Here is a 15,930-nt window from a genome sequence, read left to right as displayed (position 1 = left end):
CTTTTTTGACAAGTCTTCCAGTTGTGGTTTTCTAATATCTTTTAGGAGACCGCCAATTGAGTAACGCATTATCAAACCAGATAAAAAAACTTCGGGTACCCTTTCCGTTTAAAGGATTTCAATTTAACGGCTGCAAAAATCCTGCATGTCGTAACTTCATGGTACCCCCTATCTGCGAAGGACACGGCAACAGCGTAAAAGACGGTTATGCCCTGACAGGAAAAGGCCGAGAGCGAGCTATCCGGTGTAAATACTGCAATACCTACACAATCGTTAAGTCGAATAAGGCCATCATCGAAGAGTTTGAACGCCAATCTAACTACCTGAGAGATAATCAGACCTTTTGTAGCAATCACGAATGCGACAACTACCACTATTCTGTTGAGTTACACCCCAAACGCTATCACTCTAAGGGCAAAGGAACTTCTGGAAACAAACGATTTACTTGCAAGTTGTGCCGTAAATCAATCACTCAGAGGACAAAGCGTTGTTTCCAACACAGACTGTACAGTGCACAAGACAAGAGTGTTTTTAGCTTGCTCGTAAACAACACAGCACTAAATAAGATCATGTTGCATACAGGGCTGACACCTAATGCCCTATATAAGAAAATCGACTTTATACACCGCCAGTGCATACGCTTCATCGCAAAACGCGAAGAAGGTATGGCGGACAAGTTGCCTAGTCCTATTGCTATAGCAATGGATAAGCAGGATTACGTTGTTAACTGGACAGATAGTCACTCTAAGAAGAACGTGCAACTTACCGGTGTTACTTCAATCGAAGCTGCTAGAGGGTATGTTCTCGGGTCTAGTGTGAACTATGACCCGACGATAAGTACGAGTGAAGTCGTTGAAAGAGCCGGAGAGGTTGGAGATTTGAATACGGACAGTTGCTTTCGGACGTTTGCCCAATACTTTATACCCAACGACGTAGAGCTCGCTATGAGCAAAGAAATATCAATATTCGACAAACAACATCTAGGTTCACATGCAACCCTTCCCTCAAAAGGTTCCCAGTTGCATAGCGAATATGTGGTGTTTGGGCACTGTATGCTGTTACGTCATCTCATCGGTGAAGGACGTCCCCTCTACTTTTATCTTGATGGTGACTCTATGCTATCCAATGGGGTAATGTCGGTCTTTAAGAGCAGCATATCGGCAGGCACGACTCATGCGCTTACATGTGGTTTTGCCAAAGGGATGGCGCATGACGCAAAAAAATCGCTACGAGCAGAGTCACTATTAATGTTGCATAGATTCGCTATTCAGCACGGTTTGAAGTACAAAGACGACCAGAAGCTCATTGAGTTTCTATTCACCAAATCACAACTGGAAGAGCACTTTGCTAGCTTCGGAAAGCTATTCAAGACGACATTTAAAAACAAGATACACAAGATAAATGAGCCATACCGAAATGCTAAGGCACTGACAAGAGTAGACCTCCACCTAAATATCAATGAGTTGGCCGACTTGTACAATGCGGCATCGGTTGAACGGCTTGATAGCTATTTTCAGAGCATCCGTCGCAATCTTCCATTACTAGGTAGGCCATTTGCGACACAAAGTAATGAGGGGAGGTTGTGGCATGGTATGGCTCCTTACAATCCTAAAATCATACAGAAGGTACTGGACATCTATCGCGTCTATAACAATTACGTCAAGTTAACTAGAAACAGGAAGGGAGGGTTCAACAACGATACACCAGCGATGAGGTTGGGGCTGGCTAGAGGCCTAGTGAAAATGGAGGATATTTTGTATCAGTCTTAGGTGTGACCACAATCCCCTTTATCGACCATTTGACCAATAGGATGTAATTTCGTGTCAGAGCCGAATGTCGGTTTCAGCCATAGGTAGGGGTTCGGCTATTGCTGCTTAAACGACAACTAATTTAAGTAATTTGCCGATGAAACTGCCCTTACTCAAAAGTCTTCTGTTCATCATGGTTTAAATCGATATAAAACAACCTAGGGTGGCAACTGCTGCTCCATCAAATTACAAAAAATTAAGTTTTGAGTCATCTAATTTATTGGGTGAAAGATTAATATTATTGGTGATTCAAAATTGAACCACCAATATATCAACTTCTTTAATCCGGAATTTTACCGTTTAAATCATAGTTGCTGAAAAAAGACCATATTTCTTCTGCCATATTAATATCGCTGTCTCCCGCAGAACCTGGCCATATATGCTGACCACCTTCAATTCTTAGATGCTCAACAGATACACCATTGGTTCCATTGCCGTACACATAACGTTGAACCGTGGTGCCATTATCAGGGAATGTGTCTTCTAAATCAGTGATAGCAGGTTCCACATCCGTTTGATTAAAGTCAATCCACCACTGCAAGACGGTTTGAGCTTGTGCATAAGGGAGTTGATCGTCTGCCGTGCCGTGAGTTTGCAGTATTGGGATTGGACGCTCTGGCAGACAGTCGTTAGCCATATTCGGCGTCATCACACCAGAAACCGGGGCGATTGCCGCGAATGTGTCGCTATACTGGCAAGCCAATTCAAATGAAAAGAAGCCGCCTAATGAAAAGCCTGCCGCATAAATACGATTGGTATCGATGTTATACGTTGTTGACAGCTCGTTAATTAAGGCGTCGATGAAACCCAGATCATTGGCATCGCCACCTAGCGGGAATCCAGTCACATTCCAGCCACCAATCGCTTTCGGAGTGACTAATATGAAGTTTTCAGTTTCAGCAAGCTGGTTGAACTGACTGTCAGTATTTTGCTGCTCTGCTGTGCCGTTTAATCCGTGAAAATCAAACAATAAAGGCACGGGAGTATCGCCTGTATAATTGCTAGACATATTCAACAAATATTCGCGTTCAATACCTTCAAATAGGAAAGTCATTAGATTATCAGGAGTTTCAACGTTCTCAGATCCTGGAACGTAAGTCACACGCATTGGGTCATCTAAGGCAATAATCACAGGCTCAAGATCGCGTGGACCAGGGGCTGTATAACTCACACCTTCGAAAGGGGTGCTACCAGGACCACCAGGGTTATAAAATGCTGAATAACCTTCTTCTAAACTTGGAATTTCAAGTATGGTAATGTTTCTCGCCGCTTCTTCATCGCCAACCATGATGATGTCGATATAGTTATCTCTGTCTTCACTGTAACAAGCGTCAAATACAACTTCGCCACCTTCAGGCTGACCTAGATCAGACATACCAACGACTCTAAGCGTGCCACCCTGCACCGCATATTCCTCTCCTACTTTATCGATGATGACCGTGCTGCCGTCCACACCATTTGCGTGAATTCGAAAGAAACGTTCAAAGTCATTAGGAGTTAGACCACTTACACCATCTGGTGAAAAACCACCTGTGGTTAACATTCTCAGCATGAAATCACCTTCATCGTATAAGACGGTGGCGTCGTTTGCTGGAATTAATGGTATTGGTGTGCTGATACCTTCACCATCCATTTGTCCCTCGATGCGATTTAACTTCGCACCGACTAATCTTGGACCGTTATTCTCATCATACGGACTGGAATCGGTTTCCCAAGTAAGCCCCACGGCACTGACGACTTGACCACCTGGGCCAACCATCATCAATGGCGTGTCATCTTCAACAATTTCAAGTTTTATCGGGAAACGAGCATCAGGATGGTCGCTTGGTAATCTGTTACCAAACTCGCCAAAAGCTACTGGTGTATTTCGCTCATTGTCTTCAAAGTTAGGTAACGGGCCTATCGCCAACGGCCTTACAATGTCACCCGTGTTTAATGTAAATTGAAAATCGGTCAGACTTAGCGTACTGGTATCAATCGGCCAACTAAGCACAATGGGCAAACCATCAAGACCGATAGCACCGTCTTTTAGTTCTCCATAAGGCGTCTGATTAATATAAGCTCCAGCAATTTGATCGAGCGTTGAAGTTGAAGTGTAGTTTTGAGCGCCCGTGCCACAATTAATGTCTGATGACCAAGCACCACCCGCTTCAAGAACAGAATCAAACGTTAATTCTGGAGCATCAATTCCGATAATGCCATCAAAGCCCATGCCCGCCGACAAGATTTGTGGCTCTTCGGACCAATAGTCTGCCCCTTTCAATACACCGTCATAGAATAACGAAAACGGCGCTTGTGGTGTGGTAATGGTTGCGCTTTGAGAGGTATCTTCTAGCACCACTACTGTTCTGGTCGCTTGCGACGAGTTACCACTAGCATCTGTTGCAGTATATGTCAGCTCATAGGTACCGGGCATGGCTGTATCGATGGTTCCTTGCGATGTTACGGTGATTGCACCATCCGTTTCATCATGAGCTTCTGCACCCAAGTCACCAAATACGGCGTTATACACAACGTCGATACTTTCGTTACCAATAAGAGTAATTACAGGTGGGGTGTTGTCGGTTGCGCTATCGTCGATTTGGGGGGTGTTATCACCATCGCTACCACAGCCTGTAAGTTGGCTTGCCAAGATAAGCGCAATACAGTTCAGGGGAAAAGTTACCTTGTTTTTCATCTCTGTCACCTTGATTTGTTCATTTCAAATAAATCGAAATTCAATTACGAACATCGAATTTGGTTCGGAAATTAACAGAGCTTTTTCCATCCTGCAGGGCGAAGTGCATCAAATGTGCGCCGTGATGTGTGAACGGTACGTTAATGCGTATGAGTAGTACAGACGCTGTATTTCATTCTCAAAATATAAACTTATAATTGAGCCATTAACGATAACCCGCAAAGGCTAAATGGCATTGGATAAATTAGTCACACTAAACGCGCAACAAGAGATAAATCGAAAACAGCTACAAAAGCTTGTGTTTTTGATTATCTTGCCATTGACAAATCTGCTTTTTGTCGCTGCTGTGATGTACGACAATGAAAAGTTCAATATTCAGACCATTGGGACTGTTGCAATTCGAGTTTGGGTGATCTTCGGATTAACATTTCTGGTCTTCCAGTTGCTGGAAGAGTATCTCCCTAGAGTTATTCGTAAAGACTGTTTTGTATGTCAATTAGCTTTGCACATTCTCATTATTGTAGGCATTGCCTCATTCTTCGCACCTGTATTTACACGCCCTGACGGCCTCCCCTCAACCCAGTCACTCGAGGTGCCCAGGCTTTTTATCATTACTCTGGAAATTACTCTTTATCTGATAGTATTGCGAATACTGGACGAGCAGGCGAATGCGTTTTGTACAATGCTGACACTGAAAGAATCAGAATTAAATGTACTCAGATCCCAGAGTAATCCTCACTTTTTATTTAATACTTTAAATCTGATCAATTCGGAAATATCTGACGATCCAGACAACGCCAAGGAGATAGTGTATGACCTTGCTGATTTGCTTCGCAAGTATTTGAAAATGGCGCAACAAAGCTTCACAACGGTTTCAGAAGAGATGAAGTTGGTGAACTTATATCTGACATTACAACAAAAACGATTTAAAAATCGGCTTACTTTCGACATCGAGGTCGCACATGACACTCATCGATTACAGATCCCTGCACTACTGTTACAACCTGTTGTTGAAAATACAATAAAACATGCCGTCGCTCCTTACGCCGCAAAAGCCCACGTAAAGGTATCAGCAAGTCTTACCGACAAAAACCTCGTTGTGGTTTTCAAAGATACGGGGCCAGTATTTGACGATAAAGGTATCGAAGAAGGGGATGGCTTCAGAATTCTGCGCAAAACGCTCGACTTACACTTTGTTAACAACTATGGGGTGAGCTTGAAATCAACCAAGACAGGTGGCGAATTTAAGGTATGTATTCCCGTTCGAATTTTGGAGTCAAACCGTGAGTGAATTAAAGATAGCGGCTAAACGTGTTATGTTGATCGATGATGAACCAGCAGCCATTAATCATTTGAGATCGGTTATTAATACCTTCGATGAACTGGAAATCATTGCTGAAATTGGTGATGGTCGAAAGGCCATCAAGGAGATTATCAAACAAAAACCCGATATCGTTTTTCTCGATATAGAAATGCCTGAAGTAACAGGTTTTGAAGTGGCGAAAGTAACAGAAGATATTAGCTATCAGTTGGTATTTGTTACCGCCTACGACCACTACGCTTTGGAAGCCTTTGATACCAAAGCAATTGATTATTTATTGAAGCCAGTTCGGCCTTCGGTACTTAAAAAGTGCATCAACAAAATTTTACATCAGGAAGATATGGCGCTCGAGGCACTTGAAGAACAAAAAGGACAAAGCGACAGTTTGGTGTTGTCAGATGGTAAAGCCATGCGGGTGGTTAACCAAAGGCATATTACTTACATTGAGGGTATTGGCCGCTATCGTTGCATTCACCTCAATCAGGCGGGGATTGATCTACACCGTATGCCCACCATTGTTTCTGGCACTACTTTAGATGACTTTGAATCTCAGCTTTCAACCTCAGCATTTACCCGTTTGCACCGCAGCTTTATCGTGAGTATTGAACAAATTGTTGAAATATCTGTCGAGTCGAGACGCCATTATGTCAGTTTAATGGAAGGTGATATGAAAATACCTGTCGCTCGCGCTAAAGTGTCAGAGTTAAAGTCGGCACTAAATAAGGGGCAGTGATACCCATAATCTCGTTAAGTAAACCCAGCAGGCGCCACCTTAAAACTGACTTAATTGATAGAGTTGCTCCATAAACTAGTCTTCATACATTGTCCCATTGCTTGGGAATACAAATTTTCAAACATTAGTCAAAGAATCAATAGCAGGCCTCTACCATTCTTGAGGCGAGGGTATGCCGTGTTAGCGGTTTAGTTCATTCTTTTTTCATAGACCATCAAACTTGGGGATTTACTTTAAGTTATTCAAATTGCCAACCTCCTAATCATCAGACCTTGACCCTTTGATTTAGATACAACAGGTATAAAAAAACTTCGAAAAATCGAAGTTTTTTTGATTCCCCTCTTAGGGTTAATGCCTTGGGGTGCGTCCTCACTTTTTTATTTCTAGAAATTGCCTACTTAGTAGTAACCACTAGTAGTTTAACTGACTGGTTTTACCCCAAAACACCTTATAGGCAAAAATCGTGTAGCCAATAATCACAGGTAACACAATCACTGCGCCCCAAAAAATCACTAAAAGTGACGCGGGAGCACTGGCTGCTTCAAATATCGTCAGTTGGTTTGGCACGATATACGGATAGAAGCTATAGGCTAAGCCACAAAAACACAAAGTGAAAATAATGATGGCGCAAACAAACGGATACCAACAGCCAAAATCATCTGCCATCGGCACTTTGCGTAAGTAAAGTTCAACCGTCACGAACATAAAGCCAAACAGCATAACCAATGGGATCAAGATAAACACTTGCGGAAAGCCTAACCATTTGTCGGCAATAACAGGGTCGATTGATAGGTTGGCTATACAAACTGCGACTATCCCTAATGCCATAAAACGGTTCGACCAAATCGCCCACTTTGCCGAACGTTTTTGCAGTTCACCTTCGGTTTTCATCACCAACCAAGCTGAGCCAACATAACAGTAACCTGCGGTGACGCAAATCGCAGAGAGCAGGGCAAATAAGGTTGCCGCAGTACTGGTATCAAACGCGGTAACATAGCGACCTAGCATATAGCCTTGGCACAGGGTGGCGATAAGCGAGCCGGCTTTAAACGCCAAATCCCATTTATGCTTATCTTTACTCGGCGCTTTGGTGCGAAAATCAAAAGATACACCGCGTAAAATCAAGCCAAATAACATGAGTGCTGTAGGTAAATACAAGGCTTGCAGCACAATCGAATGGGCCTTGGGAAATGCGATCAGCATTAAGCCAATCGCCAGCACTAGCCAAGTTTCATTGGCATCCCAAAACGGGCCAATGGAGTAGATCATTTTGTCGCGCGCCGCTTGGTTGGCGGCCGCTTTGTCGGTGGGTAGCAATACGCCGACCCCTAAGTCGTAGCCATCTAAAATGGCGTACACCAAAAACGACAAGCCCATGAGTGCAATAAACACCATAGGTAACCAGTTTACTGTTGAGCTTTCTGTAACAAACTCCATAACAAACTCCTTTACAACTTTTTGATAGTAAAACGTATGGTGAATTATTGGGCACTTACTGGCGTGCTTAGTTTTTCATTTAAATCTTCGCTAGGGCTATCTGCTTGCTGCATATCTGCTAATTTAGGGTTGGTGGCCTCAAGTTTCACGGCGCGATCTGCCATCACAAACAAAGTTTTGATATAGGCAATTAATAAAAAGCCATAAACCAGCAAATATAAGGTAAGCGATAAGGCGATATTTTCTGGGGCGATACCTGTGGCAGCTTCTTCAGTGGTTAGCACCCCTGATACGAGGTAAGGTTGGCGGCCAATTTCAGTGACATACCAGCCAGCGAGCGTTGCTATCCAGCCAGAGAAGGTCATGGCCACGGTCGTTTTTAGTAGCCATGTTGGGTAACGTTTTTTATAAACAAACTGATAACTGGCGAGCCAAGCAAGCGCTAACATTAATAGCCCGATGCCAATCATTAAACGAAAGCTGTAAAACACTGGGGCGACGGGAGCATGTTCACCCTTAAATTCATCTAGGCCACGAATTTCACCATCGATTTCATGCGTTAGAATCAGGCTAGCTAAATTTGGAATGGCCACTTCAAAATGATTGGTGCGTTCAGTTTCATCCGGCACCGCAAATAACAGTAGCGGGGCACCGCGTTCAGTTTGCCATACCCCTTCCATCGCTGCGACTTTCGCTGGCTGGTGTTCAAAGGTATTCAGGCCATGTAAATCACCAACAAAAGCTTGCAATGGCATCAATATAGCAGCCAATAGCACAGCAAAGTTAAGTGCATATTTTACTGACGATTTTTGATCGCCTTTGATCAGCCGATAAGCAGAAATTCCGGCAATCAAAAAGGCTGCTGTCAGTGCCGAAGCTAGTAGCATATGGGCAAGGCGATAAGGCATGGAAGGGTTAAATACCACTTCAGACCAGCTGGTGACATGGGCTACGCCATCGATCATTTCAAAACCTGCAGGCGTTTGCATCCAAGAATTAAGTACTAGAATCCAGAAGGCCGATAGGCTAGTGCCAACAGCGACTAGCAAAGTTGCTATGGTGTGTACGCGATTTGAGACTCTGTCCATGCCAAAGAGCATGATCGACAAGAAGGAAGCTTCCAAAAAGAAGGCGGTCATTACTTCATAACCTAATAGTGGGCCAGCGATATTGCCGACTTTTTCCATATAACCGGGCCAGTTAGTGCCAAATTGAAAAGACATGGTAATGCCGCTGACCACGCCAATGGCGAATGTTAGTGCAAAGATCCGCACCCAAAACCGATATACGCGCAGCCAAGCGTCATCTTGGGTTCGGTTGTAGCGCCATTTGAAAAAAACGAGAATCCAACAAAGGGCGATATTGATGGTAGGAAACAAGATATGAAAACTGATATTGGCGGCAAATTGAATTCGCGACAACATCAGGCCAGTTTCAGTAGCCAAATCGATAAAGGCCAGATTGATAAAGGCAAGTGGACTAAAAGCAAACATAAGCACCTCCTTGGGCGCATTAGCTAAACGAATTCTTTTCAACTTGACCGAGCCAACACCTAATAAGGTATGAGCATGAAGTATCTTGGCTATGCGAACACTATGCGAACTACTAAGCGAAGTACCATGCGAACTACTATGCAAATTAGGCATGCCAAAACACACTAGCGGCCACTAGCCCGACTTCGTTCGCTTATCAGCCTACGATATTGGCCTGCATACTCTGCTTGGTTGTTCGGCAATGCTGATCGCTACGGGCAACTTTGCTTTGATAAGGATCATAACCCTGTCTAAACTGGGAAAAGGGGGGATGATCTTTATCGGAATTAGTTTATTTGCGCTTCTTAGCTTATGTTTTGAGCCTGTGTTTTAAGCAAATGCTTTTGGTGTTAGTCGTTTGTGCGCTGGTTTTCGACGTATTGTCTACTTGGCTAGGCCTTTTTATTGGGTAGTAGCTTATCTTTCATATCCAGCAGTTTGCCGATACCTTCACCAAGCTTGAGTAATGCCGCGAGCTTTTCGGACGACATACCTTGCAGCTCATTCGACCAAAGGGTGACCATTTCCATTAGATCATGCATTTCTTGCACGCGTTTTTGGACATAGCGATCGGCGTCGTTACCGGGCTCTTGTAGCAAGGCATCGCGCATCATAGATAAGGTTGGATCAAGCTCACGTTTGCGGCGTTCAACTACTAAGGTGCGGGCAATTTCCCAGACATCGCTAGGCGCAGAGAAATACTCTTTTCTATCGCCGGGAATATGCTGTAGCTTGATCAAGTTCCACGATTTAAGCTCTTTTAAACCCATAGAAACATTAGAGCGTGAGATTTGTAGGCACTCACTAATTTGGTCGGCATTAAGCGGCGCTTCAGTTAACACAATCAGGGCATACATTTGACCTAGGGTACGATTTAACCCCCATTTCGAGCCCATTTCACCAAAGTGAAGAATTAACGATTGAGTCATTGATGACACTTTCATTTGCCACTACTCCGCAGTTTTCTGATTAATAATTACACTAAATAATTGCAACAACTTTTGCTGTTGAAGCTTTATGTTTTTATTAAGCTTTTATTCAGTATTTATCAGTTTCTGAATTTTCAGTAATTTCTGAAAATTGTAAAGATAATTTGATATAAGTCAATAAAATATTCTAAGTGAAGGGTTATCATGAACTTATCGGGTGTGCTGGAAGTCTACACCAGCCACCCCGACGGGGCGTTTTTAGGCTCAGCTTTATGGCTGAGCCTTTTTTTATGCTTAAATTGAGCAGAGTAGATTGCTTAAGCGTATTCTCACTATCACGCTACGTTCATCGATATATACCTTTGCTGGATGCTTTTTTTGTGGGAGTGCTAACTTTTATGTTTACTTGTGTCGTGATATTGCCACAGTACATTTAATACCTTCCATTGCCCATGTTCGTTCTGGTACAAATGCATGTAGTCAATCCAATCGTCAACGGTGAGCTTGACCGATGAGACTCGCTGATCAATATCGAAAATTTCAATCTCGACGCGAGGGTTAGCTGAAAATTTATCCCCTTGCTGGTTATACCAACTGGCAAGCTCCACCATAAAATCATGGCTAGTTTCCATGATTTTCTCTTGGTTATTTTTACCCTGCCAGTAGGTACGCTTTGCTAGTGATTTATCTAATCCTCGCGCCATCAATTCAGGCTTATGTTGGATCTGTGACTCAATATAATCAAGCACGGCGCGTTTAACTGCTCGCTCGTTTGAGCGATCTGCGCTGGTTGTTGGATAGGCTATCGCATAGGCGCTAAGTAAAGCTAAGGCTAGCAGTGTGCCAGCTAGCCAAGTAAATTGTCGAGCCATAATGGCTTCCTTGTCGTGTTGTGCGGCTGTCTCAAGATTAGCGTGTTTTGCTCTGTATTTACCCACAAATGTTTTGCTAAATGTTAACGGCTCAGCGTAAATGGTGAGTAGCCAATACCGTCAGGGCCATCACCCGTTGGCAATTCGAACAACACCTTACCGCTGGGCACTTGAACTACGTACACTTTATTTTTGTCATATGCAGACATAAACAAAGTACGCTGATCTGGGGCGAAAACTACGCCATTAGGTGTGGTTTTGTCTGGAAACTCTACTCGCTTGACCCGTGTTTTACTCTCAACCTCAACAATATCGAGAATATTTTGGCGAAAATCTGGGATGACTGCATATTTCTCATCTTGGCTCAATAAAACACGGTAGGGAAAGGTATAGTCTTTCCATTGTTTAATTTGTTGACCCGTTTTCGTATCAAAGACGGTAACCAAACCATCTTGGTTACTGCCGACCCAAAGCTCGTTACCACTGGCATTGATGGTGATAGCTTCTGGCGTTTTTGGCATGGGGATTTGCCTTAACAGTTTATTGCTTGGAATAGACAGCTCCGAAACCGTATTAGATACCATATTGGTCGTATAAACTTTATCGGTTGCGCCGTTTAGCGCAACCATGTGCGATCCTTTTTGTTCCGTGTTGAGCGCTTGTGTGATCTTGCCACTAAAAATATCGGCAATGACCACCGCATCCGCGCCTTCTGCCGACACTGCAACACGTCGTTGATCAGCAAGAAATAGAATACCGTGCGGCCTTGGGTAGTCGCTTAAATCTATTGTTCTGACTTTTTGGGCGTTTACAATATCAAACACAGACAAGCTATTACCACCGACATAATCTGTGACTACTGCCCATTTGCCATCTTTTGTTATCGCCACTTCATGAGGACCTTTGCCTGTGGCTCTAGCTGCTACTATTTGGCGACTCGCTAGATCGATAAAGCTCATGTCATCGCCTCTTTTGTTAACGACGACCAAAGTGCCGGTAAGCATTGATGACTTGATATCGGCAAGAGCAGGAGTAAACGAAGTTAGTATATAAATTAGAGATAAAGTAAAGAGACGCATTATTTTTTGCCTGTTGTTATTTTAATGGACGAACGTACTGTATTGAGGCACCTGAATTCATATGATCACGACAAAACAGATCACAGTGCTATGCAGATCAAAGTACTAAGCAAAGCACTTACGCTATCAAAAGCTTAATACAGGAAATGAATAACTGCTATAGCGTAAAATCTAGGTGATGTTGTAAGAGATTTTTAAATCTCGCTATAGAAAAGCAGGAATAAAAAACCCTATCAGTCGATAGGGCTTTGTTGTTTATTGCTCACAGTTAATGTGAGCACTTAAATTTAAGTAACGACTATTGTGCCGTGAACAATGTATCGGTTACTTCCACTTTGCTAGATAAAGCAAGTGAAGACTTATTTAAGCTGTTAAATGCATCAACTAAGTCATTACCTGGTATTGCGCCAAATACGACTAAGTCGGTACCTGGAAATACTGAGACCACTCTCATTCCTGCTTGAGCAGCTACTGCAGAGGCGTCAGCGTCTTTTGCTAACAATACAATAATATTACCCGTCAGGGTTGTTAATTCATTGGTCAATGTATTTCTGACCACTGAACCTTTACTGACAATATCGCTGCTGTTGCCAGTGACAACAGACATAGCGCCTTTGGCGGCAACAACATTTTTTGTATCTGCAATTGACGCAGGCACTAGCTGTAACGCCGGCTCAACTTTGTACGCGCCAAATTCTGCTTTTGTCTGCTGAGTTAGCGTCGCTGTTTTCGAAACCGATTGTGATAATTTATCTTCAATTGAATTGTTTGCTTGTGCAGCGTTAGACACTATAGCGACAGCACCTATCATAATTAACTTATTTAATTTCATTATATTGTCCTTCTTATTGCGCTGCATGTCCGAATGCTCTAACCGATACGGCTTCAAGCTTACTATCTACATTGTTGTTAACAATAGCCGCAACTTCAAGGTTGTTGTCGGTACCGCCAGATAGCGTGAAGTTCGTATTTCCTGTATCTAGCACTCTGATTTTCCATGTACCTTTGGCATTTTCACCATAGAAAGCATTTGACAAGAATACTGCGTCTTTAAGCACATAACCAGGTTGGAAACCTACATCAAAAGAGAAAGCAGGGTAGAAGATAGCTTGTTTAGAAGATAATAATACGCTGCGTGTTCCAGCAGGTGAAATAACTTCAATGGCAATATCGTTACCAGCAGAAGTTTGCACCGGAGTGCCATCCTCTAGTGGGTAGCCGAAGCCCATCTCTTCGTTACTAATGTCAAATGAGAACTGCATACCTTCGATGGTAATGTCCTCGGTCATCTCGATCTCTTGCACAATACCAGTAGCATTATTGTCGGGGATATCTGCGGATAAATCGCTAGCTCCAACCCAATCTGTTGTAACGTAGTCGCCTAAGTTTTTAGAATAGTTTTTCGCCATTTCAACTGCTTTACCTGCATCAACACGGCCAAAACCATATAGGTTGTTGAAATTGAAACCTGCTGCATTCTCAATCCAAGCATCGTGCGCCATGAATGAGCCTTCGCCAATGGCGATTTCGACCGTTTCATTTTGAGGGTCGTTCATAGTGCTGGTAGACGCTAAAATATGGCGAACATCGCGCCATGTTAACGCTGGATTTGCTGAAAGAATTAATGAAATAACACCAGATGCATTTGGCGCAGCTGAAGAAGTACCATTGAAGGTTGAAGTGTAGTTACAGGTCGCATTTTCCGGATGACCTGGGTAGTTAAACGCCAGCTGGCTAGCCGCAAATGCTTCACCAAAGAAATTACTCCACGCGGCAATAGTACCGCCGTTGAAACCTGAGTAACCATTGATACAGGTCATCTGGTCTGTGGTAACCATAGCTGGATCGTAGCGACCAAATTCACCTGCTGGTGCAGCGACCATAGTGTTTGCACCTGATTGCGAATAGCTTGTGTGTAAGCCGTTGGCATTTACTGCAGCTACGCTTAAGTAGTGAATGTTAGCTTGGCTTGGCTCAAACGCTGCGTTGTAACAAGGTAAACCAAGCGTTTGCGCGCCGTTGTCGGCACAAAATGAACCTTCGCCACGACCGTCTTCAAAAGAGTTGCCGTTAGACTTAACGTTTAGCGCGCCTTTACCGTTGCGTAGTGTTAAGTTTGGATACGCTTCAATTGCTTCATCAACTAATGAATAACCAATAAAGGTTGGGAAGGTAATACCATAGCTACGGTTAAATGCTGAAATTTCTTCACTTGCTGAAATACCGCTACCAGGGAAACCGTGAGCAAGTAGGTCACGTTGAGGAATCTTATCACCACCTAAGTAGTTCATGCCTATTAGGCCCGTATCTGGAGCAACACCACGGCCACCTAAGCCATTCCAGCCTTTCGCTGCAATTAAGCCTGCTACACTGGTACCGTGGTCACCACTATTGGCTTGGCTAGTAGGGTCAGTGCGGTCTACTGTTGTTGCATCTAAGTTGATTGAGCGGTTCGGCAATACGTTATCAACTAAGTCTTCGTGTCGAATTTCCATACCTGAGTCAACAACTACGGCAGTTACGCCAGCACCTGTAACGCCTTGTGCATAGGCATTGGCAACATTCATATCTTCACCAGCGATCACTGCGGTGGCATTCTGCTCTGAAAATATATTGTCGTAACGCTCACGCGCTTCTGCTTCATTACCACGACCTTGCTCTACGTATAATTGTACCAAGCCTTCGTACATAGCATCGCTAAGCGCATAAGCTTTTTGTCCTGTGTTGCGCAAGTGCCATTGTTGGTATGCCAATGGATCATTGCTGACATTGACAAATTCAACTGTAGATGACGCTACAATATTCTGTGCTGTTGCAGTGTAGGTAATAACAGCGTCTTGACCAGAAAGCGATGTGTATTCGAAATCTAGCCCATTTAGTGTCAGTTGGCCGTGGCTAAATGTATAAACCCCATCAACGGCGCGAATTGTATTACCATTTTCTAAGAAAGAGATTGTTAACGCGTCGCCGTCTGGATCGCGAGCATCTAAAGTACCTGAAACAGGTATCCACTGCTTGGCGTCAGTTACGGTAACTTTCTGAGCGCTTGGTGGATTATTGACTTCTACATTGGGAGAATTGTTGTCGCTACCGCAACCAGCTAGGGAAAGTAAAACAGCCGCATTAACTGCTGTCAGTTTAAACATCTTTTTATTCATGCATATTTCCATTGTAAGTAGTTATCCTAACTACATTTATTCTTTTAACCTTTAACACCATATACCATGTGTTTTTATGCCAGTATGTTGGAAATTACGTCATTAATTGTGTCGCAATTTTTTACACCGGGTCGGGTTTTCTATCACAAGAAACGGCTAAATCAAAGTGTTTATGTTTTTATTTTGTAATAAAAGTGTAAATGGAGTGTAATTAGCTTATTTGAACTAGGAAAAGGACATTGGCATTGCCCCTCTGTATATATCCGTTTGAAATAACGAGGTTTAATTTAGGTCAATGATTCACTTAGATTCGGTGCGAATTATTTAGAGAGATTGGTTTGGCCTAGCAGATAGTGTGATCGAGCGCTAACGCGAGCATCTAAA

At 43.3% G+C, this 15,930-nt stretch carries 11 protein-coding genes; 3 read left to right on the top strand and 8 right to left on the bottom strand.

Annotated elements, in window-relative coordinates; genetic code table 11:
- Positions 1–56: 56 nt before the first annotated feature.
- Complete coding sequence (locus DXX94_RS09155) at positions 57–1,769, top strand: hypothetical protein (protein ID WP_116015345.1); 1,713 nt, start codon at positions 57–59, stop codon at positions 1,767–1,769.
- Positions 1,770–2,088: 319 nt separating this feature from the next.
- Here the strand turns inward: DXX94_RS09155 and DXX94_RS09150 are convergent, their stop codons facing one another.
- Positions 2,089–4,485: an extracellular catalytic domain type 1 short-chain-length polyhydroxyalkanoate depolymerase gene (locus DXX94_RS09150; protein ID WP_116015343.1), complete on the bottom strand. Its 2,397-nt coding sequence runs from the start codon at positions 4,483–4,485 to the stop codon at positions 2,089–2,091.
- A 229-nt stretch (positions 4,486–4,714) separates the two neighbouring features.
- Here DXX94_RS09150 and DXX94_RS09145 point away from each other — a divergent pair, with 229 nt between their 5' ends.
- Positions 4,715–5,776: a sensor histidine kinase gene (locus DXX94_RS09145; RefSeq protein ID WP_116015341.1), complete on the top strand. Its 1,062-nt coding sequence runs from the start codon at positions 4,715–4,717 to the stop codon at positions 5,774–5,776.
- Positions 5,769–6,539 (top strand): LytR/AlgR family response regulator transcription factor, encoded by a 771-nt coding sequence (locus DXX94_RS09140; protein ID WP_116015339.1) that lies wholly within the window; start codon positions 5,769–5,771, stop codon positions 6,537–6,539. The genes DXX94_RS09145 and DXX94_RS09140 overlap by 8 nt, the downstream gene beginning before the upstream one ends.
- A gap of 411 nt (positions 6,540–6,950) precedes the next feature.
- Here DXX94_RS09140 and DXX94_RS09135 read toward each other — a convergent pair whose 3' ends face one another.
- From DXX94_RS09135 to DXX94_RS09105, 7 genes are all read right to left on the bottom strand, one after another.
- Positions 6,951–7,976 (bottom strand): cytochrome d ubiquinol oxidase subunit II, encoded by a 1,026-nt coding sequence (locus tag DXX94_RS09135; protein ID WP_116015337.1) that lies wholly within the window; start codon positions 7,974–7,976, stop codon positions 6,951–6,953.
- Between the two features lie 44 nt (positions 7,977–8,020).
- Positions 8,021–9,400: a cytochrome ubiquinol oxidase subunit I gene (locus DXX94_RS09130; RefSeq protein ID WP_258872234.1), complete on the bottom strand. Its 1,380-nt coding sequence runs from the start codon at positions 9,398–9,400 to the stop codon at positions 8,021–8,023.
- Positions 9,401–9,900: 500 nt separating this feature from the next.
- Positions 9,901–10,437 (bottom strand): GbsR/MarR family transcriptional regulator, encoded by a 537-nt coding sequence (locus DXX94_RS09125; protein WP_309545215.1) that lies wholly within the window; start codon positions 10,435–10,437, stop codon positions 9,901–9,903.
- Positions 10,438–10,826: 389 nt separating this feature from the next.
- A complete protein-coding gene (locus DXX94_RS09120; protein WP_116018417.1) occupies positions 10,827–11,309 on the bottom strand; it encodes a nuclear transport factor 2 family protein in 483 nt (160 codons plus the stop codon).
- Positions 11,310–11,392: 83 nt separating this feature from the next.
- A complete protein-coding gene (locus DXX94_RS09115; protein WP_258872136.1) occupies positions 11,393–12,268 on the bottom strand; it encodes a YncE family protein in 876 nt (291 codons plus the stop codon).
- A 418-nt stretch (positions 12,269–12,686) separates the two neighbouring features.
- Positions 12,687–13,220, bottom strand: coding sequence for a hypothetical protein (locus DXX94_RS09110; RefSeq protein ID WP_116015329.1), 534 nt, complete (start codon positions 13,218–13,220; stop codon positions 12,687–12,689).
- A 13-nt stretch (positions 13,221–13,233) separates the two neighbouring features.
- The gene (locus tag DXX94_RS09105; RefSeq protein WP_116015327.1) at positions 13,234–15,546 is read right to left on the bottom strand and encodes a S8 family serine peptidase; all 2,313 of its coding nucleotides are present in this window, start codon (positions 15,544–15,546) and stop codon (positions 13,234–13,236) included.
- Between the last annotated feature and the right edge of the window lie 384 nt (positions 15,547–15,930).

This window comes from Thalassotalea euphylliae (assembly GCF_003390375.1).
Taxonomy (GTDB): Bacteria; Pseudomonadota; Gammaproteobacteria; order Enterobacterales; family Alteromonadaceae; genus Thalassotalea_F; species Thalassotalea_F euphylliae_A.
This window is presented reverse-complemented; position numbering and strand designations above follow the sequence as displayed.

What these genes read in the sequence shown, in the direction of transcription:
- DXX94_RS09150 (WP_116015343.1), bottom strand. Translation starts at nt 4,485, where the DNA reads ATGAAAAACAAGGTAACTTTTCCCCTGAACTGTATTGCGCTTATCTTG.
- DXX94_RS09145 (WP_116015341.1), top strand. Translation starts at nt 4,715, where the DNA reads ATGGCATTGGATAAATTAGTCACACTAAACGCGCAACAAGAGATAAAT.
- DXX94_RS09135 (WP_116015337.1), bottom strand. Translation starts at nt 7,976, where the DNA reads ATGGAGTTTGTTACAGAAAGCTCAACAGTAAACTGGTTACCTATGGTG.
- DXX94_RS09130 (WP_258872234.1), bottom strand. Translation starts at nt 9,400, where the DNA reads ATGTTGTCGCGAATTCAATTTGCCGCCAATATCAGTTTTCATATCTTG.
- DXX94_RS09125 (WP_309545215.1), bottom strand. Translation starts at nt 10,437, where the DNA reads ATGACTCAATCGTTAATTCTTCACTTTGGTGAAATGGGCTCGAAATGG.
- DXX94_RS09120 (WP_116018417.1), bottom strand. Translation starts at nt 11,309, where the DNA reads ATGGCTCGACAATTTACTTGGCTAGCTGGCACACTGCTAGCCTTAGCT.
- DXX94_RS09115 (WP_258872136.1), bottom strand. Translation starts at nt 12,268, where the DNA reads ATGAGCTTTATCGATCTAGCGAGTCGCCAAATAGTAGCAGCTAGAGCC.
- DXX94_RS09110 (WP_116015329.1), bottom strand. Translation starts at nt 13,220, where the DNA reads ATGAAATTAAATAAGTTAATTATGATAGGTGCTGTCGCTATAGTGTCT.
- DXX94_RS09105 (WP_116015327.1), bottom strand. Translation starts at nt 15,546, where the DNA reads ATGAATAAAAAGATGTTTAAACTGACAGCAGTTAATGCGGCTGTTTTA.